13 protein-coding genes are annotated in these 17,072 nt (G+C 36.8%); 8 read left to right on the top strand and 5 right to left on the bottom strand.

Annotation, left to right across the window (positions count from 1 at the left end):
- Positions 1-85: 85 nt before the first annotated feature.
- On the top strand, positions 86-2,623 hold the full coding sequence (mprF, locus tag TP70_RS11360; RefSeq protein WP_044361728.1) for a bifunctional lysylphosphatidylglycerol flippase/synthetase MprF: 2,538 nt from the start codon (positions 86-88) through the stop codon (positions 2,621-2,623).
- 120 nt (positions 2,624-2,743) lie between these two features.
- Here the strand turns inward: mprF and msrA are convergent, their stop codons facing one another.
- Positions 2,744-3,262, bottom strand: coding sequence for a peptide-methionine (S)-S-oxide reductase MsrA (msrA, locus tag TP70_RS11365; RefSeq protein ID WP_044361729.1), 519 nt, complete (start codon positions 3,260-3,262; stop codon positions 2,744-2,746).
- Between the two features lie 140 nt (positions 3,263-3,402).
- Here msrA and TP70_RS11370 point away from each other — a divergent pair, with 140 nt between their 5' ends.
- A complete protein-coding gene (locus tag TP70_RS11370; protein ID WP_044361730.1) occupies positions 3,403-4,368 on the top strand; it encodes an LCP family protein in 966 nt (321 codons plus the stop codon).
- Between the two features lie 51 nt (positions 4,369-4,419).
- Here the strand turns inward: TP70_RS11370 and TP70_RS11375 are convergent, their stop codons facing one another.
- Complete coding sequence (locus tag TP70_RS11375) at positions 4,420-4,605, bottom strand: 2-hydroxymuconate tautomerase (protein ID WP_044361731.1); 186 nt, start codon at positions 4,603-4,605, stop codon at positions 4,420-4,422.
- Positions 4,606-4,727: 122 nt separating this feature from the next.
- On the opposite strand from TP70_RS11375, the gene TP70_RS11380 reads away from it, so the two are divergent.
- Together TP70_RS11380 and TP70_RS11385 are read left to right on the top strand one after the other, a co-directional pair.
- Complete coding sequence (locus tag TP70_RS11380) at positions 4,728-5,135, top strand: sporulation protein (protein WP_044361732.1); 408 nt, start codon at positions 4,728-4,730, stop codon at positions 5,133-5,135.
- Between the two features lie 129 nt (positions 5,136-5,264).
- Positions 5,265-6,527 (top strand): Y-family DNA polymerase, encoded by a 1,263-nt coding sequence (locus TP70_RS11385; RefSeq protein WP_044361733.1) that lies wholly within the window; start codon positions 5,265-5,267, stop codon positions 6,525-6,527.
- Positions 6,528-6,578: 51 nt separating this feature from the next.
- Here the strand turns inward: TP70_RS11385 and TP70_RS11390 are convergent, their stop codons facing one another.
- Positions 6,579-7,670: a prephenate dehydrogenase gene (locus TP70_RS11390; RefSeq protein ID WP_044361735.1), complete on the bottom strand. Its 1,092-nt coding sequence runs from the start codon at positions 7,668-7,670 to the stop codon at positions 6,579-6,581.
- 391 nt (positions 7,671-8,061) lie between these two features.
- On the opposite strand from TP70_RS11390, the gene TP70_RS11395 reads away from it, so the two are divergent.
- Together TP70_RS11395 and TP70_RS11400 are read left to right on the top strand one after the other, a co-directional pair.
- Positions 8,062-9,321 (top strand): aminoacyltransferase, encoded by a 1,260-nt coding sequence (locus tag TP70_RS11395; protein ID WP_044361737.1) that lies wholly within the window; start codon positions 8,062-8,064, stop codon positions 9,319-9,321.
- Between the two features lie 25 nt (positions 9,322-9,346).
- Complete coding sequence (locus tag TP70_RS11400) at positions 9,347-10,606, top strand: aminoacyltransferase (RefSeq protein WP_044361739.1); 1,260 nt, start codon at positions 9,347-9,349, stop codon at positions 10,604-10,606.
- Between the two features lie 1,082 nt (positions 10,607-11,688).
- On the opposite strand, the gene TP70_RS11405 is transcribed toward TP70_RS11400, so the two are convergent.
- The gene (locus tag TP70_RS11405; protein ID WP_044361740.1) at positions 11,689-12,015 is read right to left on the bottom strand and encodes a hypothetical protein; all 327 of its coding nucleotides are present in this window, start codon (positions 12,013-12,015) and stop codon (positions 11,689-11,691) included.
- A 129-nt stretch (positions 12,016-12,144) separates the two neighbouring features.
- Between TP70_RS11405 and pepF the strand changes: the two genes are divergently transcribed.
- On the top strand, positions 12,145-13,947 hold the full coding sequence (gene pepF / locus TP70_RS11410) for an oligoendopeptidase F (protein WP_044361741.1): 1,803 nt from the start codon (positions 12,145-12,147) through the stop codon (positions 13,945-13,947).
- A 53-nt stretch (positions 13,948-14,000) separates the two neighbouring features.
- On the opposite strand, the gene TP70_RS11415 is transcribed toward pepF, so the two are convergent.
- Positions 14,001-14,912: a CvfB family protein gene (locus TP70_RS11415; RefSeq protein ID WP_044361743.1), complete on the bottom strand. Its 912-nt coding sequence runs from the start codon at positions 14,910-14,912 to the stop codon at positions 14,001-14,003.
- 163 nt (positions 14,913-15,075) lie between these two features.
- Between TP70_RS11415 and TP70_RS11420 the strand changes: the two genes are divergently transcribed.
- Entirely contained in the window at positions 15,076-16,683 is a 1,608-nt protein-coding gene (locus TP70_RS11420; RefSeq protein ID WP_044361744.1) for an ABC-F family ATP-binding cassette domain-containing protein, read from the top strand.
- Positions 16,684-17,072 lie beyond the last annotated feature (389 nt).

The following is a 17,072-nucleotide window of genomic DNA, read 5'->3' on the forward strand; positions in this document are numbered from 1 at the left end:
GCAAGCGCGTTTCACTTCTAGTTACCCTTGTCGGAGCGTATTCCGCTCCCACCATCATGTGTTATTTTCAGAGAGGAGTCGTGTTGTGAGCGTTAATAAGCAACTATTATTGAAGTATTTAAAAGTCATTTTTATTATCGCGTTATTAAGCGTTGTGACGTTCGTTTTATGGAAAGAACTGTCGCATATTGATTTTAAACGTACATTTTTACTGTTCAATCGCATTAATAGCTTTGAGATTGTAGGCCTGTTCTTACTAGGTGCTAGTTCAATTATTTTGTTATCGCTGTATGATGTGATTTTAACGATGCGCTTTCGTCTAAAGCTGTCAAAGTTCAAAGCATTAAGAGTTGGTTATATCATTAATGCGTTTAATAATATCATCGGCTTTGGTGGCTTTATCGGTGCGAGTGTGCGCCTATGGTTTTACCAACAATATACAGATCGCAAAAAGAAACTCGTTCAATTTGTGTCGTATATGCTAACATCCATGTTGACAGGTTTAAGCTTTTTATCATTACTTGTTATTACACATGTGTTAGACGTGCGTTTTCTTGATCAAACGTCTGTCTGGGTAACTGTATTTTTATATGTCATTGCGGCATTGTTGCCAGTGTTTATTATCGTTTCATGGGTTTGGCCAATTGATAAGACGGCACGTTGGCTCGGCGCGAGCTTTACATTGATTTCCAGCGTGGAATGGTTGATGGCGACGATTGTATTTTATTATGCATTGCAATTAGTAGGGGCATCTGTTTCGTTTTCAATTGTTTTAGGTGTCTTCATAGTCGCAGCGATTTCCGGTTTGCTGTCATTTATACCAGGTGGTTTCGGTGCGTTTGACTTAATCATTTTATTAGGCTTCAAATATTTTGGCTTACCAGAAGAAAAAATTGTATTAGCTTTATTGTTATATCGTATCGCATACTACTTCTTCCCATTATTTATTTCATTAATTTTAACAGTATTTGAATTTGGGACAGTGGCGAAAAAATACGTATCAGAGTCTAAATATTTTCAACCAGCAAAAGAATTTTCGGCATTTGTGTTGTCGTTCCAAAAAGATACAGCGAGTTATATCCCTTCCTTTGCATTAAGTATTCTCGTATTTATTATGAGTATTGTGTCTTTACTCAATAACTTTGGGATTATTTTTGACGCAGCTGAATCGAAGCAACATATTTGGTACATCACTTTGTTTATTTTAAATGTGAGTGCCGGAATGATATTATTTCTTAACTTAAAAGGGATTATTTTAAGAAGTAAACGTGCGATATTATTCGCAATTGTTGCGCTAACGATTTTTGTCATATCGAATGTTTTTGTATATGGAATTAAAGGTGTTTCTATTACGACAGTTTTAGCATTATTACTACTCGGTGCACTCATTTTTGCGTATCGTAAATCGCGTATATTAAAACGGCCTATTCGATTAAAAGCTTTCATTTATATGGGCTTTGTTATCGCATTCGTTTTATATCTTAACCAATTGTTGATGAAAGGATTTTTAGAACTAATAGATGTTGAAATGCCGAAAGTGGACATCTTTTTATTAAAATCTGCATTTTGGTTGTCGCTTATCGGTATGTCCTTACTTGTTGTCGCAATCATTAAGTTCTTCCAATGGCGTTATCTTCGACCAAATACGTATAATGATTTTAATGTCGCACAGCAGATTATGGAGACACATGGCGGTCATTTACTAAGTCATCTATTACACAGTGGCGATAAACATGTTTATGTGAATGAGGCACAAAATGCTTTCTTAATGTATCGTTATACACGAGATGCTTTTGTTGTATTAGGCGATCCTGTCGGTGATAAAACGGGATTCTATTCGTTGCTGGAAGAATTTTATAACCATGCAACGTTTCTTGGTGCGGATGTGCTGTTCTACCAAGTTTCGGAAGGACAGCTGCCACTTTATCATGAATTCGGCAATCAATTTTTCAAATTAGGCGAAGAAGCGTTGATTGATGTACCAAACTTTACGGTAGCTGGGAAGAAAAGACGTGGTTTCCGTGCGACGTTAAATAAGTTTGAAACGCAAGGCTATACATTTGAAATTTTAGATACGCCGCTAGATGAAGAAACGTATCAACGATTGCGAAAAATTAGCGATATTTGGCTCGGTCAGCAGTCAGAGTTCTATTTCTCGGTCGGTCATTTCAATCGTACGTATGTCAACAAAGCACCTGTTGCGGTGTTGAAAAATGCTGAAGGACAAATAGAGGCGTTTGCGACGTTAATGCCAGTCGATGGTAAAACAACGATTTCTGTCGATTTAATTCGTTGGAATAGAGACATTGATTTACCGTTTATGGATGGTTTGTATTTACACATGATTTTATGGGCACAAACAGCAGGATATGAGCGATTTAATATGGGTATGGCAACGTTGTCGAATGTCGGTCAAGTACCATACGGTCATATGAAAGAGAAGCTTGTTGGACGCTTTTATGAACATTTCAATGGTTTGTACAGTTTCCAAGGTCTACGTCAATACAAAAGTAAATTTGGACCGAATTGGGAATCACGTTATCTCATTTATCATCGTTCACAAACTGTCTGGGAATGTTTGTTAAGAGTGACGCGTATTATACGTAAAAAATATAGAGTATAGAACAAAAGGTTTTAATCTTTTATGGTGGGATGGCATAGGCTGTCTCACCTTTTTACATATAAAAAATGGGCAGCAACCTTAATCCATGAGATTAGGTGACTGCCCATATTGTATCAGTGATTATTTAAGATGATGTGCTTTCGCAAACGCAGCGCGGTCTGCTTCTTCTTGTGCAAAACGTTCAGGCTGTTTTTTATAAAAATCTTGATGATAGTCTTCCGCTTCATAAAAATCCGAAACAGGTAGGACTTTTGTTGCGATCGCTTTATCATGATCGAATGTATCTTTCAAGCTATCGATATAAGCTTCAGCCATTTCTTTCTGATCCTCATTCGTATAGAAAATAGCTGTGCGATATTGTGAGCCACGGTCTTGAAATTGACCGTCTGCATCAGTTGGATCGATGACAGAAAAGAAAATTTCTAATAGTTTGTGGTAGGAAAAAAGTGCTACGTCATACTCAATTTTGACAACTTCATAGTGACCTGTTTCGCCGGTTTTCACTGCTTCATAAGTAGGATTACTTACATGCCCACCCATATAACCGGAAGTGACTTTCTCAATACCTTCATGCTGATCAAAAGGTTTCGTCATACACCAAAAGCAGCCACCTGCAAAATAAGCTGTATTTATATTCATTTAAACACCCTTCCTGCATATATAAATTTCACAATTTACATGGTTTTCACTTGCTTTTTAAATTGAATTTATATACCGTTAATATGTGTTTATTATAGTACATAGATACCTAATTTTGAAGATATAAGGTTGAGAAGATAATGGAAAATAATTTTAAACGTAAAAACGCCAGTGCACCAGAGCAAAGTTTGAAGCGTACGAAGAAGAGACGTGTACGCAAATTACCTTTTGTTATTTTGGCAGTCGTTCTGTTACTTGTATTGCCGATTGTTTACAGCGTGAGAAGTTATCATCAAGGTTTGGAAGTCGCAAAGGAACATAATCAAGCACCTAAGCTGCATAAGTTTAATGGGGTCTCTAAAAATGATGGTAAAGCAACCGTTTTGATTTTAGGTACCGATTTAGAAGATGGCGGCGTATCTCGAACAGATTCTATTATGATTGCACAATACGATTACATAAAAAAAGATATGAAAATTGTTTCTGTTATGCGTGATATTTATGCAGATATTCCAGGATACAATAGCTATAAAATTAATGCGGCCTATTCGTTAGGCGGTGCAGAATTAATGCGTAAAACATTAAAAGAAAATCTCGGCGTTGAGCCAGAATACTACGCAACATTGGACTTTAAAGGGTTCGAAGCGATGATTGATGAACTAGAACCTGAAGGCATACCGATTGATGTCGAGAAAGATATGTCAGAAAAAATTGGTGTTTCTTTGAAAAAAGGACATCATCGCTTAAACGGTAAGGAATTACTAGGTTATGCAAGATTCCGTAACGATGAAGAAGGCGACTTTGGTCGTGTGCGACGTCAACAGCAAGTGATGACCGCACTTAAACAACAATTAACGGAACCTTCTTCAATCTTGAAAGCACCGAAACTTGCGGGAATTATGCGTGGCTACGTCGGAACGAACATGCCTGACTCAGCGATTTATCAAACGGGTCTGAGCTTTATTTTGCGTGGCGACAAAGACATTAAGACGTTAAGTGTCCCTGTCAAAGGCAGTTACGAAAACATCACAACGAATGATGGTGGGGCAGCGCTTGGCATCGACAAAAAAGAAAATAAAAAACAAATTCAAGCATTTTTAGATTAAAGGGAAAGCCATTACATGACGGTGATTGTCGTGTAATGGCTTTTGTCATTTCTACATATCTGATTTACGTGTACCACCTAGACCGTAATGTGTCGGTTTCATTTCTTCAACAACGACTGAAATGGCGTCACGTTGTGCATTTGTTGTTTTTTCAACAGCATCTGTCACTTCTTTAACTAAGTTTTTAAGTTGATCGTCTGTACGTCCTTCTAATAACTTTACTGTAACGATTGGCATATCATTCGCTCCTCTCTTATGAATAATCACTTATATTATAACATCTTTAGGGGTTGCGGACATTTGTAAAAAACACGTATGATAGAGTTAAGACATGAAAGAGAAAGATGGAGGGTTTTTGAATGGGCTTTGATAATATTTTGACATCATTAGGAATTGAAGGAATGAAAGTATTCGTTCATCTTGATCAAAAGACATATACCGTAGATGATACGATAACAGGCTATGTGAAATTAAAAGCAGGACTGAGTGATCAAAAAGTAACACATATTGAATTAAAGTTGCTTGAAAAATATGAAAATACAGACGAGACAAGTGAATTTACGTATCTTACAAATGAACTTGATCGCTTCGTGATTGATGAGACCTTTACAATTGATGAAAAAGAACAGAAAAAAATTATGTTTCGTTTAAATCCGGAGAAACTGGACTTTAAATCACCTACAAGTAAAATTTATTTGAATACGCACGTTTATATTGATATGGGGATTGATGAAGAAGTAGAAGCAGAAGTCGCATACCAACGCTAAAGCTATATCGTTATTTGAGAGTCGTTCACCACTTATCATTTTTTGTTAGGTGGTGACGATTTTTTACTTGAAAATAGAACGTATGTTCGGTAATCTTAATACAGAGGATAAAATAAATAGGTGATGGAAATGTATGATTATCATTTGTTAGAAGATAGGGACATATTATGTATTGACCAAAAAAGTTTTTTTGCCAGTGTTGCGTGTATTGATAAAGGGCTAGATCCGATGACAACTAAACTGGCAGTTGTCGCAGATACGAAGCAACAAGGTGCGGTTGTACTCGCTGCCACACCACCATTAAAAACATTGGGGATTAAAACGGGGTCACGTTTATATGAAATACCACAGCGCAACGATATTTATATTATTAACCCAAGTATGCGCAGATATTTGGACGTATCTTTACAAATTTCAAAAATCGCATTGCGCTATGTCCCTGCTGAAGACTTACATCAGTACAGTATTGATGAGTTTTTTATGGACGTGACGCAAAGCTACCATCTCTTTGAAGATGATTTACATACTTTTTGTCAGCGGTTGATTAAGGAAATTTATAACGAGACAGGTATTCAATGTACGATAGGTATTGGTTCTAATATGTTATTGAGCAAAGTAGCATTAGATAATGAAGCGAAATCGAGCGAAACACTAATTGCTGAATGGCGCTATGAACATGTGCCTGAAAAGCTGTGGCCGATTGCGCCATTGGAAAAGTTTTGGGGGATTAGTCATCGTACTGCCAAAAGGTTACACAAACTCGGTATTTTTAGTATTGGGCAGTTGGCAAAGTATCCACATGAACGGTTAAAAAAAGAATTTGGCATTATAGGGACGGATCTACATTTGCATGCGAATGGTATTGATGAGAGTCGTATCAATGAAAAGCATATCACACGTATACCATCGATTTGTAAAAGCCAAATTTTAATGCGTGATTATCGCTATGAAGAAACGCTCGTTGTGATGCAGGAGTTGGTGGAAGATGTAGCGAGTCGTTTAAGAGAGAAAGGACTCTTAGCCAAGACGATTCACTATTCGTTTGGCTATAAGAATGGGGGAGGTGTCTCCAAACAATATACATTGCGAGAGGGGACACATTTAGAACGGGAGATTATGCATGAAATTAAGCGTCTCGCTGATAGAGATTGTGATCGTCATGAATGGTATCGGACGTTGAGTGTCTCAGCAACGAATTTAATGCCTGAGCAAGCACAACAACTGAATTTATTTGTAGACCCCATACAGCAAGAACGGGAAACACGTCTGGCGAAAACAATTGATGCATTACATCGAAAGTACGGTAAGGGCATTGTGTCAAAAGCAATCTCCTATACAGATGCAGGCACGAAACATAGTCGACTCGGCTTAATGGCCGGTCACAAAATGTAATCTAAACAGACTAAGCATGAAAAAGTCACAATGCTTAGTCTGTTTAGACAGTTATTCAATATACGTGTCAAAATCTTTGAGTGCTGTTCGTCCGCGATCTCGATCATCCGGATTTTTAAAGCTAATGCGCAGTGCACCATAAATATCTTCACGCAATTCTAAAATTCTTAGGTTGCGTATAGATATATTATGTGAACTTAAAATATCAGTAATTTGTGAGATGGTACCTGCTTTATCGGGAATATCAACGTAAAGATCGTATGTACTTGTTAGTGCGCCTTTACCTCTAATAGGCAGTGCATCACGATACGCTTTATTTTCCGCAAAGAAGTCGTACAAATCGGTCTCGTTTTCCGTTTCAAGGGTGTGAATGACATCAGTTAATTGGGCTTGAAATTGCTTCATAATATTTAAAATATGTGTTTTGTTCTCTAATGAAATATCGCGCCACATCTCGGGATTGCTACTAGCGATACGTGTAATATCTCTAAATCCACCTGCCGCAAGTGCTTGTACGAGTGGGGCTTCTGATGCATAGTGTGCATTGAGTGAAACTAAACTAGACGCAATCAAGTGTGGCGCATGACTCACAATACCGACAACACGATCATGTGCATCTGCCGTCATTTGAATCAACTTCGCACGTGTCGATTCAAGCAGTTGTGCGATACGCGCGTGCGCATCTGCGTTTTCAGGCAAATCATGCACAAGGATATAATAGGCATTTTCAAATAAATGTTTTTTAGCATTCAACACACCGGACTTATGACTTCCTGCCATTGGATGCCCACCAATTAAATGAATATCGTGTTGCAACAAGTTCGCTTCATGTGCTTGGATCGTTGATTTCGTACTGCCCGTATCCGTCACAATGAGTCCTGGTTTCGTTTGAAGTGTAGGTAATGCTGCTAAATATTTAACCGTTGTTTGAACAGGTGTTGCAAAGACCATGATATCTGCCTGTTTTGCGCCTTTTCTAAAATCATCCACTGCTTTATCAATAATCCCGATTGATTGGGCACGCTCGAGCTGTTTTGGATCAGCGTCATAAGCACTTACAATCATGTCGGGGTTTGCATCTTTTAAATTACTGGCTAGGCTACCACCAATTAATCCTAAGCCTACAAAGAAAATCTCTGTCATGTCCTTGCTCACCTCATCAAATTAAATTAATTTTCAGACATTTTAACATTTTAAAGCGGTATATTGCAATGATTGTTTTTCAGAATATACAAATGTACGAAAATGAAAAGGCTATCTCAAAAAATTTGAGAAAATAAAGGGGATTTATTAACGTGTTATTGGCTAAATTGAACATGATACGTTAAAATATAGCTTGGTTAGTTATGTGACTTAAAGTAATAAAATACGTCACACAAGCTATGGAATGAGATTAATGAAATAATGAATGCTAGTGTTGCATGAGCGACATGTGCATTTGAAACATTACATTAAGGGGCAGTCAAGTTTATTTATATGCCATAAAATAATGAGCTGAAAATGAAGATTGAATAGAGAAATTAGGAGTTTTTATATGAAGTTTACAAACTTAACAACAGCAGAATTTGAACAGTTTACAGAGAAGATGCCATACAGTCACTTCACACAAATGACTGGGAACTATGAACTGAAAGTTGCAGAAGGGACAGAAACCCATCTAGTAGGTATTAAAGATAACAACAATGAAGTATTAGCTGCATGTTTATTAACAGCAGTACCTGTTATGAAGTTCTTTAAATATTTTTATTCAAATAGAGGTCCTGTAATGGATTTCGAAAACGAACAACTTGTGCATTTCTTTTTCAATGAGTTATCAAAATATGTTAAAAAGCATCAAGCATTGTATTTGCGTGTAGATCCGTATTTACCGATTTACAAACGTAACCATGAAGGCGAAAAGCTAGAAGACTACAACATGGGTTGGATGTTTGACAAGATGGCTGCACTTGGTTACGCACATGAAGGTTTTACAACAGGTTTTGATACGGTGCGTCAAATTCGTTATCATTCTGTGTTAGACTTAACGGATAAGACTGCTAAAGATGTTTTAAATAACATGGATAGTCTGCGTAAGCGAAATACAAAAAAAGTACAAAAAAACGGTGTGAAAATTAGATTTTTATCTGAAGAGGAATTGCCGGTATTTAGAGCATTTATGGAAGATACATCAGAAACGAAAGATTTCGTAGATCGTGAAGATGACTTTTATTACAACCGTATGAAGCATTATAAAGACCGTGTTCTTGTACCGCTTGCTTATATCGATTTCAATGATTATATTGCCGAGCTTGAATCAGAAGCAGCACAATATAAGAAAGAAATCAATAAAGCGGAGAAAGATATTGCGAAACGCCCAGAAAATCAAAAAGCCATTAATAAAAAGCAAAATCTTGAAAAGCAATTAGAAGCAAACCAAGCAAAGTTAACAGAGGCACATACATTGCAGGAACAACACGGTAATGAACTGCCTATTTCAGCTGGTTTCTTCATCATTAATCCATTTGAAGTTGTATACTATGCGGGTGGTACAGCCAATGCATTCCGTCATTTTGCAGGAAGTTATGCGGTTCAATGGGAAATGATTAACTATGCGATAGATCATCACATTAATCGTTATAATTTTTACGGTATTAGCGGTGATTTTACAGAAAATGCCGAAGATGCCGGTGTGATCAAATTTAAAAAAGGGTATAACGCAGATGTCATTGAATACATTGGTGATTTTATTAAACCGATTAATAAGCCAGCCTATGCCTTATATACAAAGTTAAAAAATTTAAAGCAAAAGTTATAGTAGAAGAGAGAAGGGAATTAACGGTATGAAATTCACAGAGTTAACAGTTGAGGAATTTGATCAATTTGTTCAAGATCCTTCTTTAGAAAGTCATTATTTTCAAGTACAAGAGAACATTGCACTACGTGAAGAAGATGGCTTTCAAGTCGTTCTATTAGGTGTTAAAGACGAAAATAACCAAGTAATTGCAGCAAGTTTATTTTCAAAAATACCGACTATGGGAAGCTATGTTTATTACTCTAACCGTGGTCCTGTGATGGATTACAGCGACCTTGGATTAGTCGACTTTTACTTGAAGTCATTAGATGCATATTTAGCAAAAAATAAATGTTTGTACGTGAAATTAGACCCATATTGGATGTATCGTATTTACGATAAAGATGTTCAGCCAATCACAGATAATGAAGTAGGCGAAAAGCTTGTTCAACTGCTGAAATCACACGGCTATATACATCACGGCTTTACAACAAAATATGATTCATTAAGCCAAGTGAGATGGATGGGTGTTTTAGACTTAAAAGACCATACACCACAAACGATTAAGAAAAACTTTGATAGCCAGCGTAAACGTAATGTGAATAAAGCGGCTAACTTTGGCGTGCAAGTGCGTTATTTAGGCGCAGAAGATTTCAATCAGTTTTTAGAATTGTACCGTGAAACAGAAGCGCGTACAGGATTTGCCTCTAAAACAGATGAATATATGGAAAGTTTCTTCCGTCATTACGGTGATAAAGCGATTGTGCCATTAGCGTATATCGACTTAGATCAGTATATTACAACGTTACAGCAAAGTTTGAATGACAAAGAAACAAGACGTGATCAAATGATGGCAAACGAAAATAAATCTGATAAGCAATTGAAGAAAATTGCGGAGTTAGATAAGCAAATTGCACATGATCAACAAGAAATGTTAAAAGCAAGTGAACTTAGAAAAACAGATGGTCCGGTATTGAACCTGGCATCAGGTATTTTCTTTGCCAATGCGTATGAAATCAACTATTTCTCAGGTGGTTCTAGTGAGAAATACAATCACTTTATGGGACCATACGCGATGCATTGGCATATGATTAACTATTGCTTTGAGCATGGTTACGAGCGTTACAACTTCTATGGCGTGTCTGGTGACTTTACAGAAGACAGTGAGGACTATGGCGTGTATCGCTTTAAACGAGGTTTTAACGTACAAATTGAAGAGTTGATTGGTGATTTCTATAAACCAATTAACAAACCGAAATATGTATTGTTCCAAATGATGAATCGTATTAGATCAAAAATTAAAAAATAGTATAAAAAGAACCGATTATTACCATGACAATTGTATATCCCAAGCATGTATGATAATAATCGGCTTTTATGAGCGTATGAGCAGAATTGACATTCTGTCTCATACGCGTTTTTGTAGTGTTACTGAAAAGATAGCTGTTTTGAATATGTCGTGTCATACACGAGCGGAGCAAAATTTCTCTAAAAATTAGCCAACATGCAAGCTTAGCCCATAACGAGTAATACTGAAGCAAACGGGCTAAGTGTATGATGACTGATAGCAACATCAAGAAGTTGAAATTGCTAGTTGAAAGAAAAAACGTATTACTTGAGTAGAAAATTACAATAGAAACAACTATATGTAACACTACAATCACATCTTAGCAAAACTTTTTACTCACGACAATTGGTTTTTATAGTGCGATAATCCTTTTCTAAAAGAGTATTTAAGGGTATTTTCGTGTAGATATAAAATGATGATATAAATTCAATAATTGAATACGCAAAGAAGTTTCGAGAACTAAAGATAAATATAATAATATTATGTAAACCTAAAAAGAAGAAAGTGAGTTTTTAAGCGTCTTTCAGTAAGGTATGATTGACATTAACGTATATGAAAGATATTTTATCGCTATTAAAATATATGTCGATTAAATAGCTTACCATTGTTTATAACTTGTAACATCACTTAATTGTAATGATTTTGTAGTGTAATTAATCGTATACGGTGTAAAAATGATAGAAAAAACTTTAGTGAAGTATGTCAAAACTTTAATTCACAGCTGTGTACAGCTAAGCTTTTAAGGTTCAGTTATGTTTGTATATGTGTATGAATAGATTTGTTTAGCATTAGATTTGAATCAACACAGCTACAAACTATAGATAAGTCAGTAAGTCTGATACAAAGATTTAAATAATACATAAACGCGTCTAAATTATAGGCATGCTTAAAATAATGATATATAGCGTTGGATAATTCGTTTTCGTTTTATTAGTTTACATAATATATATTATAGGAAGTTACGTGTTGAACTAGAAAAGTACCCTGTTACATACAAAAACACTTGCAAGTACGACAAACCATACTGACAAGTGTTTACGCTGTTATTTACGATCATATTCTTTTTCTAAACGTGCCAGCTCTTTTTCGTATTTCTTTTGTTGGTGACGTTTGCGCATGTCACGTGTTAAGAACCATAAAATTAAGCTAATGATTAAGCTTAAAATTGCAACGAATGCTGCATAACCTAGTAATGGTTCATACGTAATGCTATAAAAGTTCGGTAAAATAAACGATAAGATGCCTAATCCTACGAACATGATGATCGCACTGACAAACCATTTATTGAGTACGAGTGTACAAAATAATGTCAATACGAGCATCACAACGAGTGAAATCCATAAGTAATTCGGCATTTCTAAAATAGCCATTGAGTATAACGCTCCTTAAATCATTTAGTGTTTACAATTCATTATACTAAAAATTAATCAAACGTACATTAAATAATTGCTACAGTAAATATGGTATGATATTAACAACACAATTAAGGGGGTTATTAAATGGAACAACCATTAGTTGCAAGATCTGAAGTATTACAACAAGAAACTTGGGATTTGGGAGATTTATTTGCAGATACAGCCACTTATGAAGCATTTGTAAAGGCGTTACCCGAACGTGCACAGCAATTTAAGGCACAATATAGCGGTACTTTGCAAGATGTTACGTCGATACAACGTGCGTTAGAGGCCTATTGTGAATTATCTATTGACATTGATTGTGCTGGTAATTATGCACAAATGCAATTAAGTGTAGATGCAACAGATGCTGAGCGTCAACGACTTGCTGCACTTTTTCAAACATTGTATGGCAAAGTTTACGGTAATTTAACATTTATAACGTCTGAATTGTTAGAACTGGATGATACATATTTAGACGAAGCGATAGCCCAAACACCGTACGGTCATTATTTGACGAAATTAAAACGTTTAAAGCCTTACCAACTGCATCCACAAGCTGAAGAAGTATTGGCGCGTATGTCCCCTGTTTTAGATGCACCGAGCGATATTTATGGCATTACAAAGATGCTCGATATTGATTTTGGTAACTTTGAAGTGAACGGCAAGTCTTATGCGATGGATTATACAACGTTTGAAGGACTTTATGAAGATCATTCGGATACAGCGTTACGTCGTGCAAGTTTCCGTCATTTTAGTGATATATTGCGCAAATATGAAAATACAACAGCGGCGGCGTATAACGCACATGTGCAAGCAGAAAAGCTTGAAGCAGATATGCGTGGCTACGATTCTGTCATTGACTTTTTACTGGCAGAACAAGATGTGACACGTGACATGTATGACCGTCAAATAGATGTTATTATGTCAGACTTGGCCCCTATTATGCGTCGTTACGCGAAAGTGATTCAACGTGCAAATCACTTAGATGAAATGCGCTTTGAAGACTTAAAGATTTCAATTGATGACACGTATGAACCGAATATTACAATTGAAGACTCTAAAAAGTATATTTTTGGCGCGTTAAATGTATTAGGACCACAATACCGTGAAATGTTAGAAAAAGCATACGATGACCGTTGGATTGACTTTGTTCAAAATAAAGGGAAAGAAACGGGTGCTTATTGTGCATCGCCGTATGCGTCACATAGCTATATCTTTATTTCATGGACGGGTAAAATGACAGAAGTGTTCGTGCTAGCACATGAATTAGGCCATGCAGGTCATTTTAATTTAGCGAATCGTCATCAAAATTACTTGCAAGCAGATGCGTCGATGTATTTTGTTGAGGCGCCGTCAACGATGAATGAAATGTTGATGTTAAACTATTTATTAGACAGCAGCGACGATAAAGCGTTTAAACGTTGGGCAATTGGCTCAATCATTGCGCGTACGTATTATCATAATATGGTGACACATTTACTTGAAGCAGCTTATCAACGTGAAGTTTATTTACGTGTAGATAACGGGGAATCGTTAACTGCTCCACTGCTTAATGAAATCAAACGTCAAGTAATTCATGACTTCTGGGGAGACGATATCGCGTTAACAGAAGGTGCAGAACTCACGTGGATGCGTCAACCGCACTATTATATGGGGCTTTATCCGTATACGTATTCTGCAGGTCTTACAATTGGCACGATTATGGCACAACGCATTCAAGCGGAAGGTCAACCTGCTGTGAATGATTGGCTTGCGACATTACAAGCGGGCGATAGTGTGTCTCCTGTCGAACTTGCGAAGATGGCAGGTATTGACGTTACAACCGATCAACCTTTAAAACAAACGATTGCTTATATCGGTAGTTTAGTCGATCAACTGGAAACGTTAACGGATGATTTAGCATAATCCAAAAAAATAGGACGTACAAGCGACAGAAAATTGCTTGTACGTCCTTTAACTTATTTGGCTGATGTGTCTTCAGCACGTGCCCACCCTTTTTTCGTGAGTGTAATGTGACCTGTTTCAATATTGATAATACGTTGTTTATATAAATGACCGATGGCGCGTTTGAATGCCCCTTTACTCATATTGAACACTTCTTTGATTGCTTCAGGACTTGATTTATCCCAAAATGGCAATATGCCATCGTATTCAACGAGCAATTGGAAAATCGTTTCGCCATCATCGTCTAAACGTTCATGTGCGAGTGGTAAGAATGAACCATTTAACTCACCTTTGTCATTGTGTCCGATAATACGTACAGACATCTGTTGACCGAGTCGTGGTTCATGTTGGCGCTCTGATTCATGCACAAAAATTTTATGCCCTCCAGATGTTAGTAAAAATGTACCGACACGTAATAAGCGATATGGACGCGCCGTCAACATGTCGTTTTGGAATTGATCGTCATGAACAGGTGTAAACATCTGTTGTACCGTCGTTTCAGATGCTAAACGTGCGAACATTTGACGGTCACGATCGATACGTAACGTACACAAAACTTCATCTCCTTTTTCAGGCCAAAGCGACTTTAGTTTTGGTAGGTCTTCCCATGGGATTAACACTTCACGTGGCAAGCCAACGTCTACACGCGCCCCATCACGATCTGTGCTTAACACGCGAACAAAGTCATAACGCCCTACTGTAATATCTGGCATATTTTGTGTGGCGAATAAATCTCCAGAACGGTTTGGGTAGACGAAAAAGCTGTATGACTCCCCTATTTCTAATACGTCAGATTCATTGACTTCTGATTGATTAAGCTTGACGATCTCTTTATTCGGGCCTTCAAGGATATATGTTGAACCTTCAAGTGCTTTTACTTCTAAAAACTCAATAGTTCCAACGATTTCATTTTCTTTAAAAGACATAACGTTCTCCTCTTGTTTGTAAGTTACATCTATTATAGCATGCGTCACATTGTTAAGCATTAAAGGATTGCACGTTCTATCATGTAAATACATCATTATATCGAAACCGCGTATGTTATATGGTATAATGCTTCCGTTAGAATATATATAAAGGAGACAGTCCATGTTACAAGTTACGGATGTTAGTTTACGTTTTGGTGACCGTAAATTATTTGAAGACGTTAATATTAAATTTACACCAGGCAACTGTTACGGCTTAATCGGAGCAAATGGTGCCGGTAAGTCGACATTTTTGAAAATTTTATCAGGAGAAATTGATTCTCAAACAGGTCACGTATCATTAGGCAAAGATGAACGCCTTGCTGTGTTGAAGCAAGATCACTTCGCATATGAAGATGTGCGTGTGTTAGACGTTGTGATTAAAGGTCATGAACGTTTATATGAAGTCATGCAAGAAAAAGATGCCATTTATATGAAACCAGATTTCAGCGATGAAGATGGTATTCGTGCTGCAGAACTTGAAGGCGAATTTGCGGAAATGGATGGTTGGAATGCTGAATCAGATGCTGCAACGTTATTATCTGGTCTTGGTATTGAGACAAGCTTGCATGACAAAAAAATGTCTGAGTTAGAAAACAATCAAAAAGTGAAAGTCTTGTTAGCACAAAGCTTGTTCGGTTCACCAGATGTATTATTACTGGATGAGCCTACCAATGGTTTGGATATTCAAGCGATTAGCTGGTTAGAAGACTTTTTAATCAACTTTGACAACACAGTTATTGTCGTATCCCATGACCGACACTTCTTAAATAATGTATGTACACATATTGCCGACTTAGATTTCGGTAAAATTAAAATTTATGTTGGTAACTACGATTTCTGGTATCAATCAAGCCAGCTTGCACAAAAAATGGCGCAAGAACAAAATAAGAAAAAAGAAGATAAAATTAAAGAGTTACAAGAATTTATTGCGCGTTTCTCTGCGAATGCTTCTAAATCAAAACAAGCAACAAGTCGTAAAAAGCAATTAGAAAAAATCGAATTAGATGACATTCAACCGTCATCACGACGTTACCCATTTGTGAAATTTACACCTGAGCGTGAAATTGGTAATGACTTATTGTTCGTTGAAGGCGTGTCAAAAACAGTTGATGGCGAAAAAGTGTTGGATAATATTTCATTTACGATGAATCCAAATGATAAAGCGGTATTAATGGGTCAAAGTGAAATTGCCAAAACAACATTGCTGAAAATTTTAGCAGGCGAGTTAGAACCTGATGAAGGTACAGTTAAATGGGGTGTCACAACATCTCAAAGCTACTTCCCGAAAGACAATTCAGCCTTTTTTGAAGGTGTTGATATGAACCTTGTCGATTGGTTACGTCAATATGCGCCAGAAGATGAGCAAACAGAAACATTTTTACGCGGTTTCTTAGGGCGTATGTTATTCAGCGGCGAAGAAGTAAAGAAAAAAGCGAGCGTACTTTCAGGTGGCGAAAAAGTTCGTTGTATGTTGAGTAAGATGATGCTTTCAAGTGCGAATGTGTTATTACTTGATGAGCCGACAAACCACTTAGACCTTGAAAGTATTACGTCAGTCAACGAAGGCTTGAAATCATTCAAAGGTTCTATTATTTTCACTTCACATGATTTTGAATTTATTAACACAATTGCGAACAGAGTTATCGACTTAGATGTACCAACAGGTTTATCTAAAGAAATACCTTACGAAAGTTATTTAGAAGAAAAAGGTATTTTAAAATCAAAATAAGTATTATAACAAAATCGGACTGAATTATAGGTCCGATTTTTTGCTTGGGAGCGGGACAGAAGCTGATTGTTGTATTTCTACACTTTCAAGTTTGGCACATATCTAATCAACCTTGTAGGGGCACTATGACGAAGCCAATGCTATTAGCTAAGGTTTCTGTAGTACTTCCAAAGTTTTTTAAAGCGTACTTTCACTTCATACACCTACTGCCAATGAGTGCTTTTCTCTCATTACTTAGGATAATTTTCCTTATGTCCCCACCCTAGCCCATTAAAAGCACTTAGTTTTATCAACATTTCGTATATAGCAATAAGTGGACAATCATGATGCTTCAGTACCGTCATTTCTTTAGTGTGTGCTTTTCAGCAGGTCTTGAACGATATAAAGTG

Source organism: Staphylococcus microti, assembly GCF_000934465.1.
GTDB lineage: Bacteria > Bacillota > Bacilli > Staphylococcales > Staphylococcaceae > Staphylococcus > Staphylococcus microti.